The sequence below is a fragment of the Streptomyces sp. NPDC005722 genome (genome assembly GCF_040630935.1).
Taxonomy (GTDB): Bacteria; Actinomycetota; Actinomycetes; order Streptomycetales; family Streptomycetaceae; genus Actinacidiphila.
Genome location: NZ_JBEXYN010000001.1, coordinates 319,368 through 340,788 on the forward strand (window position 1 = coordinate 319,368; position 21,421 = coordinate 340,788).

Annotated in this window: 20 protein-coding genes and 2 tRNA genes; 14 read left to right on the plus strand and 8 right to left on the minus strand. The window is 72.3% G+C overall.

Annotated features, from left to right (window positions below):
- The first annotated feature begins 70 nt into the window (after nt 1–70).
- Genes ABZ479_RS01455 through ABZ479_RS01465 form a run of 3 tightly spaced genes read left to right on the plus strand, consistent with a single transcriptional unit; the run spans nt 71 to nt 3,201 of the window.
- Nucleotides 71–1,726 (plus strand): TerD family protein, encoded by a 1,656-nt coding sequence (locus ABZ479_RS01455; protein WP_500459251.1) that lies wholly within the window; start codon nt 71–73, stop codon nt 1,724–1,726.
- 13 nt (nt 1,727–1,739) lie between these two features.
- A complete protein-coding gene (locus ABZ479_RS01460) occupies nt 1,740–2,423 on the plus strand; it encodes an AIM24 family protein (protein ID WP_499606907.1) in 684 nt (227 codons plus the stop codon).
- Nucleotides 2,424–2,439: 16 nt separating this feature from the next.
- The gene (locus ABZ479_RS01465) at nt 2,440–3,201 is read left to right on the plus strand and encodes an AIM24 family protein (protein ID WP_500459252.1); all 762 of its coding nucleotides are present in this window, start codon (nt 2,440–2,442) and stop codon (nt 3,199–3,201) included.
- 33 nt (nt 3,202–3,234) lie between these two features.
- On the opposite strand, the gene ABZ479_RS01470 is transcribed toward ABZ479_RS01465, so the two are convergent.
- Nucleotides 3,235–3,762, minus strand: a complete 528-nt coding sequence (locus tag ABZ479_RS01470; protein WP_500459253.1) for an NUDIX hydrolase — start codon at nt 3,760–3,762, stop codon at nt 3,235–3,237.
- Nucleotides 3,759–5,207, minus strand: a complete 1,449-nt coding sequence (locus tag ABZ479_RS01475) for a zinc-dependent metalloprotease (protein WP_500459254.1) — start codon at nt 5,205–5,207, stop codon at nt 3,759–3,761. The genes ABZ479_RS01470 and ABZ479_RS01475 overlap by 4 nt, the downstream gene beginning before the upstream one ends.
- 128 nt (nt 5,208–5,335) lie before the next feature.
- On the opposite strand from ABZ479_RS01475, the gene ABZ479_RS01480 reads away from it, so the two are divergent.
- From ABZ479_RS01480 to ABZ479_RS01495, 4 genes are all read left to right on the plus strand, one after another.
- The gene (locus ABZ479_RS01480) at nt 5,336–6,439 is read left to right on the plus strand and encodes an SDR family oxidoreductase (protein WP_500459255.1); all 1,104 of its coding nucleotides are present in this window, start codon (nt 5,336–5,338) and stop codon (nt 6,437–6,439) included.
- A gap of 59 nt (nt 6,440–6,498) precedes the next feature.
- Nucleotides 6,499–6,957, plus strand: coding sequence for a molybdenum cofactor biosynthesis protein MoaE (locus ABZ479_RS01485; protein ID WP_499606894.1), 459 nt, complete (start codon nt 6,499–6,501; stop codon nt 6,955–6,957).
- 155 nt (nt 6,958–7,112) lie between these two features.
- Entirely contained in the window at nt 7,113–7,280 is a 168-nt protein-coding gene (locus ABZ479_RS01490; protein WP_018561540.1) for a hypothetical protein, read from the plus strand.
- Nucleotides 7,281–7,324: 44 nt separating this feature from the next.
- A complete protein-coding gene (locus tag ABZ479_RS01495) occupies nt 7,325–8,392 on the plus strand; it encodes a YlbL family protein (RefSeq protein ID WP_500459256.1) in 1,068 nt (355 codons plus the stop codon).
- Between the two features lie 61 nt (nt 8,393–8,453).
- On the opposite strand, the gene ABZ479_RS01500 is transcribed toward ABZ479_RS01495, so the two are convergent.
- Nucleotides 8,454–9,008 carry a PPA1309 family protein gene (locus ABZ479_RS01500; protein ID WP_500459257.1) on the minus strand — a complete coding sequence of 185 codons (555 nt, stop codon included), beginning with the start codon at nt 9,006–9,008 and terminating at the stop codon, nt 8,454–8,456.
- A 146-nt stretch (nt 9,009–9,154) separates the two neighbouring features.
- Here ABZ479_RS01500 and ABZ479_RS01505 point away from each other — a divergent pair, with 146 nt between their 5' ends.
- The 5 genes from ABZ479_RS01505 (at nt 9,155) to ABZ479_RS01525 (ending at nt 15,778) form a co-directional block, all read left to right on the plus strand.
- The gene (locus ABZ479_RS01505; RefSeq protein WP_500459402.1) at nt 9,155–12,010 is read left to right on the plus strand and encodes a UPF0182 family membrane protein; all 2,856 of its coding nucleotides are present in this window, start codon (nt 9,155–9,157) and stop codon (nt 12,008–12,010) included.
- 39 nt (nt 12,011–12,049) lie between these two features.
- Nucleotides 12,050–12,123, plus strand: a tRNA-Met gene (locus ABZ479_RS01510).
- 209 nt (nt 12,124–12,332) lie between these two features.
- Entirely contained in the window at nt 12,333–14,186 is a 1,854-nt protein-coding gene (locus ABZ479_RS01515; RefSeq protein ID WP_500459258.1) for a tetratricopeptide repeat protein, read from the plus strand.
- 51 nt (nt 14,187–14,237) lie between these two features.
- Nucleotides 14,238–14,311: transfer RNA gene (locus ABZ479_RS01520), tRNA-Met, on the plus strand.
- 201 nt (nt 14,312–14,512) lie between these two features.
- Nucleotides 14,513–15,778 carry a hypothetical protein gene (locus ABZ479_RS01525; protein ID WP_500459259.1) on the plus strand — a complete coding sequence of 422 codons (1,266 nt, stop codon included), beginning with the start codon at nt 14,513–14,515 and terminating at the stop codon, nt 15,776–15,778.
- Here the strand turns inward: ABZ479_RS01525 and ABZ479_RS01530 are convergent.
- Nucleotides 15,748–16,158, minus strand: coding sequence for a Fur family transcriptional regulator (locus ABZ479_RS01530; protein ID WP_500459261.1), 411 nt, complete (start codon nt 16,156–16,158; stop codon nt 15,748–15,750). The two genes, ABZ479_RS01525 and ABZ479_RS01530, sit on opposite strands and share 31 nt — an antisense overlap.
- Before the next feature lie 155 nt (nt 16,159–16,313).
- On the opposite strand from ABZ479_RS01530, the gene ABZ479_RS01535 reads away from it, so the two are divergent.
- Nucleotides 16,314–17,774 carry a catalase gene (locus ABZ479_RS01535; protein ID WP_500459262.1) on the plus strand — a complete coding sequence of 487 codons (1,461 nt, stop codon included), beginning with the start codon at nt 16,314–16,316 and terminating at the stop codon, nt 17,772–17,774.
- An 81-nt stretch (nt 17,775–17,855) separates the two neighbouring features.
- On the opposite strand, the gene ABZ479_RS01540 is transcribed toward ABZ479_RS01535, so the two are convergent.
- Complete coding sequence (locus ABZ479_RS01540) at nt 17,856–18,248, minus strand: CBS domain-containing protein (RefSeq protein ID WP_499606877.1); 393 nt, start codon at nt 18,246–18,248, stop codon at nt 17,856–17,858.
- Between the two features lie 142 nt (nt 18,249–18,390).
- Nucleotides 18,391–19,188 carry a histidinol-phosphatase gene (gene hisN, locus ABZ479_RS01545; RefSeq protein WP_500459263.1) on the minus strand — a complete coding sequence of 266 codons (798 nt, stop codon included), beginning with the start codon at nt 19,186–19,188 and terminating at the stop codon, nt 18,391–18,393.
- A 170-nt stretch (nt 19,189–19,358) separates the two neighbouring features.
- Here hisN and ABZ479_RS01550 point away from each other — a divergent pair, with 170 nt between their 5' ends.
- A complete protein-coding gene (locus ABZ479_RS01550; RefSeq protein ID WP_500459264.1) occupies nt 19,359–19,985 on the plus strand; it encodes a TetR/AcrR family transcriptional regulator in 627 nt (208 codons plus the stop codon).
- A gap of 45 nt (nt 19,986–20,030) precedes the next feature.
- Here the strand turns inward: ABZ479_RS01550 and ABZ479_RS01555 are convergent, their stop codons facing one another.
- Both ABZ479_RS01555 and rsgA read right to left on the minus strand, forming a co-directional pair.
- Nucleotides 20,031–20,354, minus strand: a complete 324-nt coding sequence (locus tag ABZ479_RS01555; protein ID WP_499606871.1) for a DMT family transporter — start codon at nt 20,352–20,354, stop codon at nt 20,031–20,033.
- A gap of 65 nt (nt 20,355–20,419) precedes the next feature.
- On the minus strand, nt 20,420–21,421 hold the full coding sequence (rsgA, locus tag ABZ479_RS01560; RefSeq protein ID WP_500459265.1) for a ribosome small subunit-dependent GTPase A: 1,002 nt from the start codon (nt 21,419–21,421) through the stop codon (nt 20,420–20,422).

Genomic DNA, 21,421 nt, shown 5'->3' on the forward strand with positions numbered 1-21,421 from the left:
TCACGGCCAGCGGTTAGCCTGGCGCAACGCAGCGAGTAGGTACGTACGGATGGGGGGACGGTCCTTAGCGATGGCCAGGGAATTCCAGCGCGGCCACAAGGCCAAGATCAGCGACCTGACCGCAGGGACGGATCTGTACATCGGCGTGCAGATCAGCGGACCCGGTCTCGGCTTCGACATCAGCTGCTTCGGGCTCGACGCCGGGGAACAGCTCTCCGACGACCGCTACTTCATCTTCTACAACCAGCCCAAGTCGCCCGAGGAGGCGATCCAGCAGCTGGGTGCGCAGGCCGGGGACACCGAATCCTTCCGGGTGACGCTGGACCGGATCCCCCCGCAGATCCAGAAGCTGAGCTTCACCGCGACGATCGACGGCGCCGGGCAGATGTCGCAGGTCGGCCCGGGCTACGTCCGGATCGTCGCCGGGGGCGAGGAGGTCGCCCGTTACGCCTTCACGGGCGCCGAGTTCAGCACCGAGCGCGCGGTGATGCTCGCCGACTTCTACCTCAAGGACGTCTGGCGCTTCGCCGCCGTCGGCCAGGGCTTCGACGGTGGACTGGACGCCCTGCTGAAGAACTTCGGCGGCGAGGTCGCCGAGGAGCAGCAGGCCGCGCCCCAGCAGCCCGCCGCCGCACCGGGCTTCGCGCCCCCGGCCGGTCCCGCCCCGGGGTTCGCGCCTCCCGCGTCCTCCGCGCCCGCCGCCGTGCCGCAGCCCGCACCGTCCTTCGGCGCTCCGCCCGCCCCCGCCCCCGCCCCGGCGCCCGTGCACGCGGCCCCCACCATGGTGGCGCCGATGACCACGCCGGCACCCCAGGCGCCCCCGGGCCAGCCGCCGTTCGGCCAGGTCCCGCCGCCGCAGGCGCCTCCGGGACAGGCCCCCGGCCAGCTGCCGGGCCAGCCGCCCTACGGCCAGCCGCCTTACGGTCAGCCCGCACCGGGACAGCCCCCCTACGGTCAGCCCGCACCGGGCCAGCCGATGCCCGGTCAGGTCATGCCCGGGCAGCCCGCCTTCGGCCAGCCTCCGCAGGCCCCGCACGCCGGCCACGTCCCGCAGACCCCGGGCGCCGGGCTCGCGGCCGCCATGCAGAAGTACCGCGAGCTGCCCACCGGCCAGCGCTGGACCCAGCAGAACCCGAAGCTGATGCGTGCCGACCTCGCACAGGCCGGCGGCCAGCCGGTGCTCGCCCGGCAGGGCAGCATGGTGCTGTACCAGGGCAAGGTCGAATTCGGTTACAAGGGCGCCGGGTTCACCGGCCGCATCGTCGGCAACATGACCGGCCAGGAGATGCAGCTGATGCGCTGCACCGGCCGCGGCCAGGTCTTCTTCGCCGAGGACGCGTCCTACCTGCACCCCATCGAGCTCCAGGGCGACGCGATCTGCGTCTCCGCCGAGAACGTGCTCGCCTTCGACGAGTCGCTGCAGCACGAGGTCCGCCGCATCGAGGGCCACGGCATCCCCGGCGGCGCCCTGTTCACCATGCAGTTCCAGGGCACGGGCACGGTCGTGGTCAAGACCCACGGCACCCCGGTGGTGCTGCCGGTCACCCCGACGACCTACGCCGACAGCAACGCGATCGTCGCCTGGTCGGCCGCCTCGCAGGTGGTGCTCTCCAGCCAGGTGCGGCTGCGCAGGAACGCCTACCCGGGACACAGCGGGGAGACCGTGAACCTGCAGTTCCGGGGCGCCCCGGGCAACTTCGTCATCGTCCAGCCGTACGAGGTCTGAGGGGGAGCCCGTCATGGACCAGTCACTGATCTCCGGGTACGCCCCGGCACCGGTCACCGCCCGCATGGAGAACCACGGCAGCAGCATGCTGAAGGTGGCGATGCAGAGCGGCCAGGACCTCTACGCGCGCACCGGTTCGATGGTCGCCTACGAGGGCTTCGTCCAGTACGAGCCCAACCCGCCCGCCGTCCGCCAGATGGCCTCGCAGTGGCTCACCGGCGAGGGCGCACCCATCATGAAGTGCTCCGGCGACGGGCTGCTCTACCTCGCGGACTACGGCGCCGACGTGGTCTGCGTCTACCTCAACAACGAGGCGCTGTCGGTCAACGGCAGCAATCTGCTCGCCTTCGACGCCCACCTGCAGTGGGGCGTGGAGCGGGTGAAGGGCCTGGCCAAGTTCGCCGGCCAGGGGCTGTTCAACGTGGGGATCTCGGGCACCGGCTGGGTGGCCGTCACCTCGCGCGGCACCCCGGTCGTGGTCGACTGCGGCCGCGGCGAGGACGAGACCTACGTCGACCCGGACGCGCTCGTGGCCTGGTCGAGCGGGCTGAAGACGAAGGCGAAGCGCAGCTTCAAGGCGTCCGCCCTCATCGGGCGCGGCAGTGGCGAGGCCTTCCAGATCGGCTTCTCCGGTCAGGGCTTCGTCGTCGTACAGCCCAGCGAGGACAGCACCGACCGCCTCCGAGTGCGGGGCTGAGGGGGAGCGAGAGATCATGCAGAGCCCGCTTTTCGGCTACACCGAGGTCCAGACCGAGGACCAGTACGCACTCCAGAACCCGTACCTGCTGCGGGTCAAGCTCGACGGCCGCACCGACTGCCTGGCCCGCAAGGGCGCGATGGTCGCGTACCAGGGGCTGATCGAGTTCGACGGCGAGTACCAGAGCCACGCCCAGCGCTCCTCCCGCTACCGCACCGGTGAGGGTCTGGACCTGATGCGCTGCTCCGGGCAGGGCACGGTCTACCTGGCCAACCTCGCCCAGCACATCCACGTCGTCGACGTGGACCAGGAGGGCCTGACGGTGGACGGCGCCTATGTGCTGGCGCTCGACTCCGGGCTGCACTGGGAGGTCATCTCCGTCGACAGCCAGTTCGGCATCTCCGGCAGCGGCGCCTACAACCTCAACATCTCGGGGCACGGCAAGGTCGCGCTGATGACCTCGGGCAAGCCGCTGCTGATGCCGGTCACCCCGGACAAGTACGTCTCCGCCGACTCCGACGCCGTCGTCGCCTGGTCGTCCTCGCTCCGGGTGCAGATGCAGGCGCAGACCAGCTCCTCCGGTGTCTGGCGGCGGCGCGGCAACACCGGCGAGGGCTGGGAGCTCAACTTCCTCGGCCAGGGCTACGTCCTGGTGCAGCCCAGCGAGCTGATGCCGCCGCAGAACGCCCAGCTCGGCGGGGGAGTCGGCGCGCAGTACGGCTTCGGGCAGCAGGGCGCGCACGGCATGAACCAGGGCAACATCTTCAGCAACCGCTGAGCACCCACCGCGGGTCCCGCCCCGCGCGCCACCTCAGAGCAGCGCGCGGGTGCGGGCCAGCAGCGTCCGGACGGAACCGTCCGCGACGTCGGCGACCTCGTCGTAGCCGAACCACTTGAGGTCCAGTGACTCCTCGCTGATCTCCTCGACCGCGCCGGGCGGAGCCACGGCCGCGTACTGCACGTCCAGGTGCCAGGCGCACGGCGTCAGGTGCCGGTCGAGGTTGACCGGCTCGGGACGCAGCAGGGTGAGCCCGCGGATGCCCGACTCCTCCACGCCCTCGCGCAGCGCGGCCGCCGCCAGGGAGGTGTCCTCGGGCTCGCAGTGACCGCCCATCTGCAGCCACATCCCGAGCTTCTTGTGCAGGGTCAGCAGCACCCGCCCGTGCTCCGGGTCCACGACGAGGGCGCTGCCCGTGATGTGGCCCTCGGCGCAGGCCTTCCACATGCCGTCCGGGTGGGCCTCCAGGTGGGCCAGGTAGGTTTCCCGGAGCCGTTCCTGGCCGGTGTCGGGTGCGGACCAGTCCTTCAGGACGCGCACGGCGTCTTCGTGCAGGCTCACTTCGCGTCGTCGCCCTTGTCCTCGCCGCGGCCGTCGTGCTTGCCGTCGCCCTTGTCGTCCCCCTGGCCGCCACCGGCCCCGGCCTCGCCGAGCATCTTCTCGAGCTCGGAGAAGTCCAGCTGCTCACGGTGCACGAAGCCGTCGGGGTCGTCCAGGTCCGCGGCGGTGGGCAGCATGTCGGGGTGGGCCCACAGCCCGTCGCGCCCGTCGACGCCTCGGGCGTCGGTGAGGGAGGCCCACAGCCGGGAGGCGTCCCGCAGCCGGCGGGGCCGCAGCTCCAGGCCGATCAGCGTGGCGAAGGTCTGCTCCGCGGGGCCGCCGCTCGCCCGGCGGCGGCGCAGCGTCTCGCGCAGCGCGCTCGCCGACGGCAGGTGCGGGGCGGCGGCCGCGTGCACGACCGCGTCCACCCAGCCCTCGACGAGGGCGAGGGCCGTCTCCAGCCGGGCCAGCGCCGCCTTCTGCGCCGGGGTGTCCTCGGGCTGGAACATGCCCTGCTGCAGGGCGTCCTGGAGCGCCTCGGGGTTCGACGGGTCGAGCTGGCCGACCGCGTCCTCCAGCTTCGAGGTGTCCACCTTGATACCGCGGGCGTACCCCTCCACGGCGCCGAACAGGTGTGCCCGCAGCCACGGGACGTGGGCGAACAGCCGCTGGTGCGCCGCCTCGCGCAGCGCCAGGTAGAGCCGGACCTCGTCCTGCGGCACGCTCAGGCCCTTGCCGAAGGCCTCCACGTTGGCCGGGAGCAGCGCGGCCTTGCCGGCCGGGCCGAGCGGCAGGCCGATGTCGGTCGAGCCCACGACCTCACCGGCGAGCGTGCCCAGCGCCTGCCCGATCTGGGTGCCGAACATGGCGCCGCCCATGGAGCGCATCATGCCGAGCAGCGGGCCCGCCATGGCCTGCATCTCCTCGGGCAGCACGTCGCCCATCGCGGTGCCGACGCGCTCGGCGACCGGGTCGACCAGCTCCTTCCACACGGGAAGGGTCGCCTCGACCCACTCGGCGCGGCTCCACGCCACCGCCGAGCCGGCGCCGGAGGGCATCGACGTCACGCCGTCGAGCCACAGGTCGGCCAGCCGCAGCGCCTCCTGGACCTTCGCCCGGTCCGAGGTGCCCACGCTGACGTCCTTGGAGCCGTCCGGCGTGCCCTGGGCAACCGTCTGACGGGCGATGTCCTTGGCCATCTCCCAGTTCACCGGGCCGCCCTCGTACGAGAGCATCTGGCCCAGCTGCTGGAAGGCGGCGCCCAGGTCGTTGGGGTTCAGCGAACCGAACATCGCGGCGAACGGGTTGTCGCCGGCGGGGCCGCCGCCGAAGGGATTCCCGCCGCCGAAACCGAAGGGACCGGCCGGTTCCCGGGAGCCGCCGCCGGAACCGCCCGGCTTCTTGCCGTCGTCCCCTTCCTCGGGCTCCTCGGGAGGGACTCCGAATCCGAATGGGATGTCGCTCACGGTTTCCTCGGCTCTGTGTGTTGTGGGCTGTACCTCCAGCCTAGACACCCGTCAGGCAGGATGGCTGCGTACGGACCGCGGTTGCGGACCGCGCACCCGGTACCAGAGACAACCGTGGGAGACACCTGGTGAGTTCCCCAGAACCGACCGTTCGCCCAGAGCGGAGCGGCGGCAGGGCCCCCGCCGGACCTGTGGTCGCCGTCACAGGCGCCGCCTCCGGTGTCGGCCTGCGGCTCGCGCTGCGGCTGGCCGAATCCGACCAGGTCAAGAAGGTCGTGGCGATCGACGAGCGCCGCGGCGACGTCCCCGGCGCCCAGTGGGCGGTGCTCGACGTACGGGACCCGGCGATCGCCGAGCGGCTGCGCGGCGTGGACGTCGTCGTCCACCTCGCGCTCGACCTGGACCTGGAGTCGGACCCCAAGGCGCGCAGCGCCTTCAACGTGCGCGGCACGCAGACGGTGCTGACCGCGGCGGCCGCGGCGGGCGTGCGGCGCGTGGTGCTGTGCACCTCGGCCATGGTCTACGGCGCCCACGGGGACAACGACGTCCCCCTCGCCGAGGACGCGCCCCTGCGCGCGACCGCGGAGGCGTCCTTCGTGGGCGACCTGCTGGAGATCGAACGGCTCGGCAAGCGCGCCCCCCGCGCCCACCCCGGCCTCAACGTGACGGTCCTGCGGCCGGCCGTGCTGGTCGGCGGCACGGACACCGCGCTGACCCGCTACTTCGAGTCGCCGCGCCTGCTGGTGGTGGGCGGAAGCCGCCCCTGCTGGCAGTTCTGCCACGTGGAGGACCTGGTGACGGCGCTGGAGCACGCGGCGCTGGAGAGGGTCGACGGCGAGATGACGGTGGGCTGCGACGGCTGGCTGGAGCAGGAGGAGGTCGAGGAGCTCTCGGGCATCCGCCGCATGGAGCTGCCGCCCGCGGTGGCGCTCGGCGCGGCCTCCCGGCTGCACCGGCTGGGGCTCACCCCGTCCCCGGCGGGCGACCTGGCGTACACGATGCACCCCTGGGTGGTCAGCGGCAGCAGGCTGCACGAGTCGGGCTGGCGCCCGAAGTGGACGAACGAGGAGGTGCTGGCCGTCCTGCTGGAGGAGGTCTCCGGGCGCAACTCCGTCGTCGGGCGGCGGCTGGGCCGCAAGGACGCGGCGACGCTCGGCGCGGCGGGTGCGACGGTCGCCCTGGTCGGCACGGCGGCGATGGTGCGCAGGGCGCGCCGGCGCCGCGGTGTCTGAGCGTCGCCGGGCGAACTCGCTCCGGAAGGGGGTTTCCGCATGGCGGGCGATGGGGCAGCATGAGCCGCATGGCACAGACGCACGACGAACCCCTCCGGCTCATCGCGGTCCGGGACACCGAGCTGTCCGTGGACGAGGTCTTCCGCGCCGTGGGGCACGACTCCGCGGGGGGCACCGCGCTGTTCGTCGGTACGGTCCGTGATCACGACGGCCCCTCGGACGCCGTGGTGACCGGGCTCGGCTACTCGGCGCACCCCGGCGCGGAGGCGGAACTGCGCCGGGTCGCGGAGAAGGTCGCCGCGGACTTCCCGGTCAAGGCGCTGGCCGCCGTCCACCGCGTCGGGGATCTGCGGGTCGGTGACCTCGCGGTCGTCGTGGCCGTCTCCTGCCCGCACCGGGCCGAGGCCTTCGCCGCCTGCCGGCGGCTGATCGACGACCTCAAGCGCGAGGTCCCGATCTGGAAGCACCAGGCCTTCGCCGACGGCACCGAGGAGTGGGTCGGGGCCTGCGCCCACTGACCACCGCGCACGCGTTCGCACCGGTACCTCACCCGGATGGCCCACGGGGTGGCCCACCTGCGGTTGCGTAACCTGCGACCCGCTCTGAACGTTGTAGCAGCAGAAGATTAGTCTGCTCATAGTTCTTGATCGGCATGCGCGTCCAGGAGGCCGAAGTGGCAGCGCTCGCATGGTTGCTCATCCCGCTGGTCGCCGCCGTCGCCGCGGCCGTCTGGGGAAGCTGGGCGGCGCGTACGCGCTCCACCGGGGACGGCGCCTCGCTCGCCGACTACGAGCGTTTCCGCGAGGCCATGCAGCGCACCGGATCGGGCGGACCGGCCTGAGGGCCCACGGGGCGGCTGCCGGTTCCGTACCGTACTGTCGTTCCATGCCACGCCGCACCGCGACGCTGCTCGCATCGACCCTGACCCTGATAGCGCTGCTGTGCGTCGCGCTGCTGTGGCCCGTCCCGTACGCGGAGATGTCGCCGGGGCCGACGGTGAACACGCTCGGGTCGCACGACGGGGACCCGGTGCTGCAGATCTCGGGGCACAAGACGTACCCGACCAGCGGTCACCTCAACATGACCACGGTGCGGGTGACGAGCGCGGACTACTCGATGAACCTGGTCGAGGCGGTCGTCGGCTGGCTGGCGCACGACCAGAAGGTCGTCGAGCACGACACGCTCTACCCCAAGGGGCAGACGGCCGAGCAGGCCGACCAGGAGAACGCCGAGGAGTTCACGCAGTCCCAGGACAGCGCGAAGGTCGCGGCGCTCGACGAGCTCGGCATACCCGTCGGCTCCCGGGTGATCGTCTCCGCCGTGGTCAAGGGCGCCCCGGCCGAGGGCGAACTCCACGCGGGCGACGTGGTCAAGGCCGTCGACGGCCGGCCGGTCAAGGCGGCGGGCGACGTCGCGGAGCTGGTCACCAAGCACCAGCCGGGGCAGAAGGTGGTCTTCACGGTCGTGCCCAAGGGCGCGAAGGGCGACGGCACCCGGGACGTCACCGTCACCACGAGGAAGTCGGACGACGACGGCGAGGCCCGGGCGGTCGTGGGCATCCAGGCCGGGGTCGAGCACACCTTCCCGTTCACGATCGACATCAAGCTGGCGGACGTCGGCGGCCCCAGCGCCGGCCTGATGTTCGCGCTGGGCATCGTCGACAAGCTCACCCCGCAGGACCTCACCGGCGGCAAGTTCGTCGCCGGCACCGGCACCATCGACGACGAGGGCAAGGTCGGCCCCATCGGCGGCATAGACATGAAGACCATCGGCGCACGCCAGAAGGGCGCCGAGTACTTCCTCACCCCCGCCGACAACTGCGAGGAGGCGGCGGCCGACACCCCGAGCGGCCTCACCCTCGTCAAGGTGAAGACCATCGACGACGCCATGGACGCGCTCAAGGACATCCGCGAGGGCAGGACGTCGGCGCTCCCCTCCTGCACCACGGGCTGAGCCCGCGGGCGATCCGCACGGTCCGACGGCCCCGGGGAGCTGCTCCCCGGGGCCGTCGGCGTCAGTCCTCGAAGGTCGCCGCCAGGGCGTCGGCCAGCCCCGGCACCAGCGAGGAACCGGTCAGCACCTCGGTGGGGGAGTCCTTCTCCCGCAGCCGCACCGCGGACTCCCGGGAACCGTCGCGCAGCACGCCCACCGTCATGCGGACCTCCTGGCGGTCGGGGTGACCGGCGACCCAGCGGGCCAGCGCGGCGTCGTCCAGTCCCTCCGGGATGGACTCCTCGGCGGACGGCGGCAGCATCAGCCGCTCCACGGTGAGGGCGCAGCCGCTGACGACGCCGGGCCAGGCGATGGTGGCGAGGAACTCGTCCAGCGCGGCGCCCGGCGGGAGCTCGTCCTGCTCGATCGGGGTCAGTCCGGCGGCCTTGTCGCCGCCGAGGCCGAGTTCCTCGGCCAGTTTCGGCTCCTGGGCGCGCAGCGCCGCGGTGTCGACCAGGGCGAAGAGCCGGGCGGGCTGGTCCCAGCCCAGGCCGGACGCGTAGTCGTCGATCTCCAGGACGGCACGGGTGAGCGGGTTCGCGGCGAGCGGCGCACCCTCGGACGTGATGTTGGACATGCTCAATATCCTGCCTGTTCTGTGACCCGCATCCCCAATCGGGAGCCTTGGGGAACTGAGTAAACGCTGAGTAAGTTGCATCAGTGGGCGCCGGGACGGCGTCCGACGGAGACCGACACTTCGAGGTGCGCACCTTGGTATTCCAGATGCCGGACCGCGGCGGGGGTCCGCACGGGCCGCGGATCAGAGTGGGCCGCCCGTCGCGGCGAGCCCGGACACTGCTCATGACCCTGGGCGTACTGGCCGTGCTGGCCATGGCCTTCGTCATGTTCTCGGGTTTCTGGACCGACTGGCTCTGGTACCGCTCCGTCCACTATTCCTCGGTCTTCACCACCACGCTGTGGACCAAGATCGGCCTGTTCTTCGTCTTCGGCCTGCTGATGGCCGCGGCCGTCGGCGTCAACGTGTACCTGGCGCACCGGCTCCGGCCGCCGCTGAGCGCGATGTCGATGGAGCAGCAGAGCCTCGACCGCTACCGGATGGGCATCGCACCCTACAAGAAGTGGGTGCTGCTCACCGTCTGCGCGCTCGTGGGGCTGATCGCGGGTGCGTCCGCCTCCAGCCAGTGGCGCACATGGCTGCTGTGGACGAACTCCACCCCGTTCGGCACCAAGGACCCGCAGTTCCACGTCGACATCGCCTTCTACGCGTTCGACCTGCCCTGGTACCGCTTCCTGCTGAGCTTCGGCTTCGCGGCCGTCGTGCTCTCGCTGCTGGCGGCGGCGCTGGTGCACTACCTGTACGGCGGTCTGCGGATCACCTCCCCGGGCGGCCGGGCGACGGCGGCGGCGACCGGGCACCTGTCGGTGCTGCTGGGCCTGTTCGTCACGCTGAAGGCCGTCGCGTACTGGCTGGACCGCTACTCGCTGGCGGTGAAGTCCGGCAACCTCAGGTCGGGTGACTGGACGGGTCTGCGCTACGTGGACGCCAACGCCTACCTGCCGGCCAAGACGATCCTGTTCGCCATCGCCATCATCTGCGCGCTGCTGTTCTTCGCCACCTTGTGGCGGCGCACCTGGTCGCTGCCGCTGATCGGGTTCGGCCTGATGGTGCTGTCGGCGATCCTGATCGGCGGCCTGTACCCGGCGATCGTGCAGAAGTTCCAGGTGCAGCCGAACGAGGCCGCCAAGGAGCAGCCGTACATCCAGAAGAACATCGACGCCACACGTGAGGCGTACGGCATCGACCAGGCCGATGTGACGGAGTACTCGGGCACGAGCAGCGACGGCAAGGAGAAGCTGCGCGGCGACGCCGACACCGCGGCGTCCATCCGCCTGCTCGACCCGAACGTGGTCTCGCCGACCTACCAGCAGCTGCAGAAGGTGCGCGGCTACTACGCCTTCCCGTCCACGCTCGACGTCGACCGCTACACGATCGACGGCAAGGAGCAGGACACCGTGGTGGGCCTGCGGGAGCTGAACCTCGAGGGCATCCCGCAGCACAGCTGGATCAACGACCACTTCAAGTACACGCACGGCTACGGCATGGTGGCGGCCAAGGGCACCACCACGACCGCCAGCGGCGAGCCGGACTTCACCGAGTACAACCTGCCGACCAAGGGCGACCTCGGGACGTACCAGCAGCGGATCTACTACGGCGAGCAGACCAAGCAGTGGTCGATCGTCGGCGACCGGTCCACGCCGGAGATCGACTACACCGACGACAGCGGCGAGAAGCCGTACACCTACACCGCCAAGAGCGGTGTCGGCCTGAAGAACCCGGTGACCCGGCTCGCCTACGCGGTGGCCTTCGGCGAGCCGCAGATCTTCTACTCCGGGGCCGTCGGCGACGACTCGCAGATCCTGTACAACCGCATGCCCAAGGAGCGGGTCGAGGCGGTCGCGCCCTGGCTGACGATCGACGGCGACTCCTACCCGGCGGTCGTGGACGGCCGGATCGTGTGGATCGTCGACGCGTACACGACGAGCAACGGCTACCCGTACTCCTCGCGCACCACCCTCGGCGACACCACCGCGGACTCGCTGACCGACGGGCAGCGCGCCGTGCTGGCGCAGCAGAACCAGGTCAACTACATCCGCAACTCGGTGAAGGCGACCGTCGACGCGTACAGCGGCAAGGTCACGCTCTACCAGTGGGACACCGAGGACCCGGTGCTGAAGACCTGGATGAAGGCCTTCCCGGACACGGTCGAGCCCAAGTCGGCGATCGGCGACGCGCTGATGGCGCACCTGCGGTACCCGCAGGACCTGTTCAAGGTGCAGCGCGAGCTGCTGACCCGCTACCACGTCACCAAGGCGTCGACCTTCTACAGCGGCAGTGAGGTGTGGGCGGTGCCCAACGACCCGGCCGCCAAGACCGGGAAGTCGGTGCCGCCGTACTACCTGAGCCTGAAGATGCCCGGCCAGAACGAGCAGGCCTTCTCGCTCACCACGACCTTCACGCCCAACAAGCGCGAGAACCTCAGCGCCTTCATGGCGGTCGACGCGGACGCCAAGAGTCCGGAGTACGGCGCGATCAAGGTGCTGAAGCTGCCGTCCAACACCACGGTGTCCGGACCGCAGCAGGTGCAGAGCCAGTTCAACTCCGATCCCGACGTGGCGGAGAAGATCAGGCTGCTCAAGGGCGGCGACTCGGAGGTCGAGTACGGCAACCTGCTGACCGTTCCCCTCGACGGCGGGCTGCTGTACGTGGAGCCGGTCTACGTCCGCGGCGCGGGCACCAACTACCCGCTGCTGAAGAAGGTGCTGGTGAGCTACGGCGGCCAGACCGAGTTCGAGGACACGCTCGGGCAGGCGCTCGACGCCGTCTTCGGATCGGACGGCGGGGAGCCCGTGACGCCGCCGGAGACGGGCGGCGGCGGGGGCACCGAACCGCCGGCCGCGGGCAACCCGACGGTCGCCCAGGCCCTGGAGGACGCCCAGGAGGCGTACGACGCGGGTCAGAAGGCGCTCAAGGACGGCGACTGGGGCGCGTACGGCCAGGCGCAGAAGGACCTCGCCGACGCCCTGAGGCGGGCGCAGGAGGCGGAGAAGCAGGGCTGACGGGGCCCACCCCGCGTCGTGGTACTGTTGGTGCACCGACGCGGGGTGGAGCAGCTCGGTAGCTCGCTGGGCTCATAACCCAGAGGTCGCAGGTTCAAATCCTGTCCCCGCTACTGTTGGAGAGGGCCCGGAGTCAATAGACTCCGGGCCCTTTCACTTGTTGGGGGGAACTCCTTCCGCTGAGGTTTCGGCAGGCACTCTGTCGGGAAGTCGACAAAACGCTGTAGTGACCTACGAAGTGACCAACTGGGATCGGCCGAGCTGTACAGGTTTGCCGCATACCAGGTGTACTGCGGGTACGGGTGATGCGACGATGGACCTCATGGGGGATGGTGCAAGGCTGCTGAACGCTCGTCAGATCCGGGATACCGGGTCCGCGGGGCGGACGACCGTGCCCGCGGCCGGGGCCGCGCTCGTGCCGGCCGTCGCCGACCTGCTCCCCGGTCCGCGGGTGGGCGGTCTCGACGAGGAGCGCCTCATCGAGTCCGAACTCCCGGACGAGGAGACCCTGGAGGCCCGCGAGGAGGCCGAACTCGAGGCGCGCCACCGGCGGGCCGCCGGGCACGGCGACATCGGGGCCATGAGCGTGCTGGGCACCCTGCTGCTGCGCCGCGGCGACCTCGAGGGCGCCGAGCCCCATCTGCGCGGCGCCGCCGCCGGAGGGGACCGCCCCGCCGCCAACAACCTGGGCCTGCTGCTGCACCAGCGCGGCTACGCCGACGAGGCCGCCGCCTGGTGGCGGATCGCCGCGGTCGCCGGTTCCGCCGCGGCCGCGCACGCGCTCGGCCGGCACTTCCGCGAGCGCGGCGACGAGCCCGGCGCCGAGTACTGGCTGCGCCAGGCCGCCGAGTCCGGGCACACGCTGGGCGCGTACGCGCTGGCCGACCTCCTGGACCACCGCCGCGACGTCGGCGCCGAGCGCTGGTTCCACGCCGCCGCCGAGCACGGCCACCGCGAGGCCGCCTACCGCCTCGCCGGCATCTGCGCCGAGCGCGGCGAGGAGCGCGAGGCCGAGCAGTGGTACCGGCAGGCCGCCGCGCGCCGGCACCGCAGGGCCGCCCTGCGCCTGGGCACGCTCCTGGAGGAGCGCGGCGAGTTCGAGGAGGCCAAGCGCTGGTACCTGACCGCCGCCCGCGACGGGGAGCCGCGCGCGGCCTGCGCGCTCGGCTTCCTGCTGCGCGACGCGGGGGACGTGGACGGCGCCGCCACCTGGTGGCGGCGCGCCGCCAACGCCGGTGACGGCAACGCCGCCAACGCCCTGGGCGCGCTGCACGCCCAGGAGGGCGAGACCCAGACCGCGGAGCGCTGGTACCGGGCCGCCCTGGAGGCGGGGGACGTCAACGGCGCCTTCAACCTCGGTCTGCTCTGCGCCGGCCAGGGCCGCACGACCCAGGCCGAACAGTGGTACCGCAAGGCCGCCTACACCGGGCACCGCGAGGCCGCCAACGCGCTCGCCGTGCTGCTGCTGCAGCGCGGCGACGCGGCGGGCGCCGAGCCCTGGTTCTCCAAGGCCGCGGAGGCGGGCAGCGTGGACGCCGCCTTCAACCTCGGCATCCTGTACGCCGGGCGGGGCGACGACGTCACGGCGCGCCGCTGGTACGAGCGCGCGGCGGCCAGCGGGCACGGCGAGGCGGCGCTCCAGGTGGCCATCGCCCTGCAGAAGGAGGGCGACGCGCACGGCGCCGAGCGGCACCTTCGCTGCGCCGCGGGCGGCGGCAGCCCGGAGGGCGCCTTCCGGCTCGGCGCGCTGCTGGACGCCCAGGACGCGCCGGAGACCGCCGTCGAGGCCGAGGAGTGGTACGCCCGCGCCGCCGGCCAGGGGCACCGCCGTGCCCAGGTGCGGCTCGGCATGTGCGCCGCCAAGCGCGGGGACGTCGTCGACGCCGCCCACTGGTACCGGGAGGCCGCCGAGGGCGGTAGCCGCAACGGGGCCTTCAACCTGGGGCTGCTCCTCGCCCGCGAGGGCGCGGAGCCGGAGGCGGCCCTGTGGTGGACCCGGGCCGCCGACGCGGGGCACGGACGTGCCGCGCTGCGGCTGGCCCTGCTGGCCGCACGGCACGGACAGCTCGCGGACGCCCAGGCGTGGTGCGCCCGGGCCGTGGAGTGCGGCCCCGCCGAGGTGGCCGAGCGGGCGGCCCGGCTGACCGACGCCCTGGAGCACGAGCTCTCCGCCTGAGAAGCGATTTGCGCTGCTCAGGGACGGCAGGTTAACCTAGGGACACAACGACGCGGGGTGGAGCAGCTCGGTAGCTCGCTGGGCTCATAACCCAGAGGTCGCAGGTTCAAATCCTGTCCCCGCTACTGAAAGGGAAGGGCCCGGAAGCCAAGGCTTCCGGGCCCTTTTCGTATGCGTTCGGTACAGCCCAGGCATGGTTCGGGCAAAAGGGTGCGGACGGTCCTGGGCCGGCCGGCGCCGGCGCGCGATCCTGAGGACAGGCCCTCAGGCGGCGCGAGGAGGCGGGGTTGCTGCGCAGGCGGCGTAAGCGGCGGCCGACGGAACTCATGGATGTGACGCGGTGGGGTCGGCTGTGCGCGGCTGCGGACGTGGAGGAGCTGCTCCGTGAGCTGCGGGGCGCCGCGGTGGACGAGGACGCCGCCTACGACCGCGCGGCGGCACTGAAGGCGCTGGCGGCCGCGCCGCCCCGGTTGTGGCTGCTGATGGACCGTGCCGCCCGGGTGCAGGAGGGCGCGCCCCTGGCGCCGGGCGACGTGGAACCCCTGCGCCTGCTGCTGGCCGCGATGGACCGGGACGGCCGGACGCGGCAGGCCGCCGTGGAGGGGCTGGCGGTGCACGGCGGGCCGTTGGTGGCGTCCGCCCTCGCGCTGCGGACGGCGGACTGGGTGGACCAGGTCCGCGAACGCGCCCTGGCGGCGCTGCTGCGCCGCACCGCCCCGGACGAGGCCGCCGCGGCCGTACGGCTGCTGCTGCGGCTGCGCGGGCGGAGCCGGGCGACGTACACCGCCGAGGAGTACCGCGGGGTGCTGGCGGCGCCCGAGGCCCGGCGTGCGGTGCGTGCGCTGGCGGCCGACGCGGACCCGCTGACCCGGCGGTTCGGGGTCGAGCTGGCCCTGGAGCTCGGTGAGTTCGTCCGCGGGGACCTGGTGCGCACCGCGCTGCGCGACCCGGACCAGCTGTGCCGCAGGCTGTGCGCCGAGCGGCTGCTGCAGATGGACCCGGACCAGGCGGGGCGGCTGCTGTGGGCCCGCTCGGCGGCGGTACGGGAGCTGGCGGTCGCGGCGTTGCCGGACGACGTGCCGGCGGCCCGGCTGACCGCGCCGCTGGCCGACCCGGCGCGGATCGTGCGCGCGCAGGCCCGCTGGCGGCTGTACAGCAGGGGTGAGCCCCCGGCGCTGGCGTACCGCAGGCAGTTGCTGCGCTGCGGCCCGCAGAGCCCGCCGCGGCTGGTGGCGGGGCTGGTGACGGGGCTGGGGGAGTGCGGGGACGCCTCGGACGCGCCCCTGCTGCTGCGGCTGGCACGTGAGGCGCGTACCCCGTGGCCGCCGGTGGTGCGCCGGGCCGCGGTGCGCGCGGCGGGCCGGCTCCTCCCCCGGGAGGGGCTGTTGCCGCAGATGGCGCCGCTGGCCGTGGACCGGGATCCCGGGGTGGCCAGGGAGGCCTTCGAGGCGCTCGCCAAGGTGGCGGGCCAGGTGCCGGTGGAGACGGTGTGGGTGGGCCGCACCCGGCCGGAGCCGGGGGTGCGGAAGGCCGCGGAACGCGTGCGGCGGGCCGCGCAGCGTCAGGCGCAGGCGGGGCACAGGCCCCGGTAGGTGACCTCCACGCCGGAGACCGTGAAGCCGAAGCGCTCCGCGTCGGGCAGGTCCGTCAGCGGGTTCCCGTGCGGGTGGACGTCCCGGATCGTGCCGCAGCCGGAGCACACCAGGTGCTGATGCGGACGGTGCGCGTTGGGGTCGTAGCGCTTGGCGCGGCCGTCGGTGGCGACCTCCATGACCTCGCCGAGCGAGACCAGTTCGCCCAGCGTGTTGTAGACGGTCGCGCGGGAGATCTCGGGCAGCCGGGCCGCCGCCCGGGCGTGCACCTCGTCGGCGGTCAGGTGGACGTGGTCGCCGTCCAGGACCTCGGCCACGACGCGCCGCTGCGCGGTCATGCGCCATCCGCGGCCGCGCAGTCGTTCCAGCAGGTCACTCATTCCGGTTCACCTATCAGTGGGATGCGAACAGCTTAACAGTGACGGTCCGTGTTCCGACCGGGTACGAGTTTGGGGCCCTTCTTGACTTGGACTTAGTCCATTGTAGGATCGCATCCGGCGAAGGCCACGGCACAGCACCAACCCAGGGAGAGCACGTGACGGCTCAGGAGACCGGCCCGCTGACCACGGAGGCGGGCGCCCCGGTCGCGGACAACCAGAACAGCGAGACCGCGGGCCCCGGAGGGCCGGTCCTGGTCCAGGACCAGCAGTTGCTGGAGAAGCTCGCCCGCTTCAACCGCGAGCGCATCCCGGAGCGCGTGGTGCACGCCCGCGGCGCGGGGGCCTACGGCACCTTCACCGTCACCGCCGACGTGACGAAGTACACGCGGGCGAAGTTCCTCTCCGAGGTCGGCAAGCAGACGGAGACCTTCCTGCGGTTCTCCACCGTGGCCGGCAACCTCGGCGCGCCGGACGCGGTGCGCGACCCCCGGGGCTTCGCGCTGAAGTTCTACACCGAGGAGGGCAACTACGACCTCGTCGGCAACAACACCCCGGTGTTCTTCATCAAGGACGCCGTCAAGTTCCCGGACTTCATCCACACCCAGAAGCGCGACCCGTACACCGGCTCCCAGGAGGCGGACAACGTCTGGGACTTCTGGAGCCTGTCCCCGGAGTCGACGCACCAGGTGACGTGGCTGTTCGGCGACCGCGGCATCCCCGCGAGCTACCGCCACATGAACGGCTACGGCTCGCACACCTACCAGTGGACCAACGAGGCCGGCGAGGTCTTCTGGGTCAAGTACCACTTCAAGACCGACCAGGGCGTGCGGAACCTCACCCAGGACGAGGCCGACCGGGTCGCCGGCACGGACCCCGACTCCCACCAGCGCGACCTGCGCGAGGCCATCGAGCGCGGTGAGTTCCCCAGCTGGACCGTGCAGGTGCAGATCATGCCCGCGGCCGAGGCGGCGGGCTACCGCTTCAACCCGTTCGACCTCACCAAGGTGTGGCCGCACGAGGACTACCCGCCGATCGAGATCGGCAGGCTGGAGCTCAACCGCAACCCGCGGAACATCTTCGCCGAGGTCGAGCAGTCGATCTTCTCCCCGGCGCACTTCGTGCCCGGCATCGGCCCGTCCCCGGACAAGATGCTGCAGGGCCGGCTCTTCGCCTACGGCGACGCCCACCGCTACCGCGTCGGCATCAACGCCGACCACCTGCCGGTGAACCGCCCGCACGCGACCGAGGCGCGCACCCACGGCCGCGACGGAGCCCTCTACGACGGCCGCCACGGCGGTGAGCGCAACTACGAGCCGAACAGCTTCGGCGGCCCTGCCCAGACCGACCGCCCCCTGTGGTCGGCCACCGCGGTCACCGGGCACACCGGCAACCATGAGGCGCCCTCGCACGCCGAGGACGACGACTTCGTGCAGGCGGGCAACCTCTACCGGCTGATGTCGGAGGCGGAGAGGGCGCGCCTGGTCGCCAACCTCTCCGGCTTCATCGCCAAGGTGTCGCGCGCCGACATCGCCGAGCGGGCGATCGGCAACTTCCGCCGCGCCGACGAGGACTTCGGCAAGCGGCTGGAGGCCGCCGTCCAGGCCCTGCGCGGCTGAGCGGAGTCCGTCCCACAGGCCCGGAGGGGGCCGGGTGCGTCCAGGCGCCCGGCCCCCTCCGATCCATCTCCGGGCCGGCCGTCAGCCCGCCAGGGTGGCGTGCACGGGCTGCCAGCAGCGCACGATGTCGCGTACCGAGACCATGCCGACCGGGTTGCGGTCGTCCAGCACCACCAGGTGCCGGAATCCGCCGCGCACCATCGCGGCGGCGGCCTCCTCCAGGGTCCACCGGGGCGCGGCGAAGACCACGTCGGTGGTGGTGTGGGCGGCGGCGAGTTCGTGGTCGGGGTCGAGCCCCGCACCGATGGCGTTGAGGATGTCGCGCTCGGTCAGGATGCCGAGACCGCAGGTGTCGGGATCCAGCACCACCGCGGCGCCCACCCGTCGGGCGGACATCAGCCGGGCGGCCTGGCGGAGGGTGTGGGCGGGACCGACCGTGAGAACGACCGTGCTCATGGCGTCGCGTACGAGCATGGGATACCCCTCGGGCTGCGTCGTGGCCGTCTTGAGAACAGTTTCACAAATGCACAAGCTCACGCATTCTCATGTTCACATGCGCCGGGGGCCGCAGCAAGGGGCGTGCGGAGGTTGATCGGTAGTGTGAGGGGGCGGGGAATCACGCGCGGTTCAGGTGGGCGAGCAACTCCTCGTGCAGCAGGCCGTTGGACGCCGCCGCGTTGCCGCCGTACGGCCCCGGGGTGCCGTCCAGGCTGGTGAAGCGGCCGCCGGCCTCGCGCACGATCACCTCGTTCGCCGCCATGTCCCACAGGCTCAGCTCGGGCTCGGCGCAGATGTCCACGGAGCCCTCGGCGACCATCATGTACGGCCAGAAGTCACCGTAGGCACGCGTCCGCCAGCAGGACCGGGTCAGGTCGAGGAAGCCGTCCAGTCGGCCCTGCTCCTCCCAGCCGCTCAGCGAGGAGTACGCGAAGGAGGCGTCCTGCAGCCGGCCGACCTGCGACACCCGCAGCCGTGTGGCGGAGGACAGGCTGCGCCCGGTGTACGCCCCGCCGCCCTTCACCGCCCACCAGCGGCGCCCCAGGGCGGGCGCGGACACCATGCCGACCACGCCCTCGTCGCCGCCCTCGCCGCGCACCATCAGGGCGATCAGGGTGGCCCACACCGGCACCCCGCGGACGTAGTTCTTGGTGCCGTCGATCGGGTCGACGATCCAGCGCCGCGGGCCGCTGCCCTCCGTGCCGTACTCCTCGCCGAGCACGGCGTCGCGCGGCCTGGCCCGGCCGAGCTGGCTGCGGATCAGTTCCTCGGCCCGCTTGTCCGCCTCGCTGACCGGCGTCATGTCGGGCTTGGTCTCGACCTTGAGGTCCAGGGACTTGAAGCGCTCCATGGTGGCGGCGTCGGCGGCGTCGGCAAGGATGTGCGCGAGGCGCAGATCGTCGTTGAAGTCCGGCATGGAGCGAACAGTATCGATCGTGGCAGGTCGAGGTCACGCAGGGTACGCGGGCGGGGTTGACACGGACCGACGGCGCGTCAATTCTGAGCCCACAGCCCTCTGAGGCCGCTCGGCGCCGGTTGAGACCGCTCGGGAACGCTTGAGACCGCTTGGGACGCTTGGAGGCGAACGTGCCGACAGCGCGTGATTCACTCCTGGACGCGGCACTGTCCGCACTCGGCGACCGGTCCTGGGCGACGGTCAGGATGGTGGACGTCGCGGCCGTCGCCGGGGTGTCGCGGCAGACCCTCTACAACGAGTTCGGCACCAAGGAGGGGCTCGCGCGGGCCCTGGCGCGGCGGGAGGCCGAGGCGTTCCTTGCGGGCGTGGAGCGCGCCCTGGACACCGCCGGGCGGCACGGCGCCGACGCCGGCGACTGCTTCGCCGCGGCGACCGCCTGGACCCTGCACAGCGCCCGCCGCAGCCCGCTGGTGCGCGCGGTGCTCACCGGCTGCCGCGGGGACCGGGTCCCCGCCGCTGCCGTCGTGCCGGTGCCGCTGCCCCGGCTCCCGGGCCGGCCGCCGCGCAAGGACGACACCCCTATAGCGCCCGCCGAGCTGCTCGACGCCTTCCGTGCGCGCGCCGTCACCGCGCTCGGGCGGCGCTTCCCCGCGCTCGACCGGGCCGAGGCGGACTGGGCCTGCGGGACCGCGGTCCGTGTCACCGTCTCCTACGTCGTCGCGCCCGCCGGCTCCGACGAGGAGGCGTGCCGGCGGATCGCCCGGCTGGTCCGGGGGCTCCTCCAGCGCGGCTGGTGACGGAGCCGGATCAGTGGCGGAGCCGGATCGATGGGTGGGGCCGGATCAGTGTGTGGAGCCGGAGAGTTGGAGCCCGATGACGCCCAGGACGACCAGGCTGATGGAGATCAGCTTCAGGGTCGAGACGACGTCACCGAGGAAGGCCATGCCGTAGATCGCCGTCCCCGAGGCCCCGATGCCCGTCCACACCGCGTAGGCCGCCCCCACGTCCAGCTTCTTCAGGGCCAGCGTGAGCAGGCCGAAGCTGCCGAGCGCGAAGGCGCAGAACGCGATGGTCGGCCACAGGCGGGTGAACCCGTGGGAGAGCTTGAGGGAGACCGCGAAGCCGGTTTCGAGGAGACCGGCGACCACCACGAGGAGCCAGGCCATCGAACGCCCTCCCGTTTCCGTCTGTCGATGAGCGATCATCACACAGCATGCCCGGAAATGGCGTCTCAGTCCCCTTCCTTGCGTTCACGCGTCGCGAGCAGCCGCCGCAGCGAGAACAGACGGGCGGGTTCGGCGTGCCCGTCGGCGACCCAGGCGTCCAGCGCGCAGTCGGGTTCGTCGTGGCTGCAGGCTCGCGGGCAGTCCGCCGTGCCGGGCTCGAGGTCGGGGAAGGCGTGGATGACCCGGGACGGGTCGATGTGGGCCAGGCCGAAGGAACGCACGCCGGGGGTGTCGATGACCCACCCCTCCTCGGCGCGCAGGGGCAGCGCGAGCGCGGAGGTGGTGGTGTGCCGGCCCCGGCCGGTGACCGCGTTGACGTGGCCGGTCGCGCGCTGACGCTCCACCAGCGCGTTGACCAGGGTGGTCTTCCCGACGCCGCTGTGGCCGACGAAGGCGGTGACGCGGTCCTTCAGGTGCTCGCGCACGGCCTCCGTCGCCCCGGCGTCGAAGTTCTCGTGACTGGTCACCACATAGGGGACGCCCAGCGGCGCGTACGTCTCCAGGAGCGGTCCGGCCGGCGCGAGATCGGACTTGGTGAGCACCAGCAGCGGTTCGAGACCGGCGTCGTAGGCCGCCACCAGGCAGCGGTCGATGAGCCGGGGCCGCGGCTCGGGGTCGGCGAGGGCGGTGACGATGGCGAGCCGGTCCGCGTTGGCGACGACCACCCGCTCGAACGGGTCGGTGTCGTCCGCGGTACGGCGCAGCACCGAGCTGCGCTCCTCGACGCGCACGATCCGCGCCAGGGTGTCCTTCTCCCCGGACAGGTCGCCGACGATGCCCACCCGGTCGCCGACCACGATGCCCTTGCGGCCCAGCTCGCGGGCCTTCATCGCGGTGACCGTGCGGTCCTCGACGAGGCAGGTGACGCGGCCGCGGTCGACGGTGAGGACGAAGCCCTCCTCGGCGTCCTCGTGCTTGGGCCGGATGCTGGTGCGGGGCCGGTTCCCCTTGCGGTTCGGGCGGACCCGGACGTCGTCCTCGTCGGTGTGCTTGCCGTAGCGCCGCAT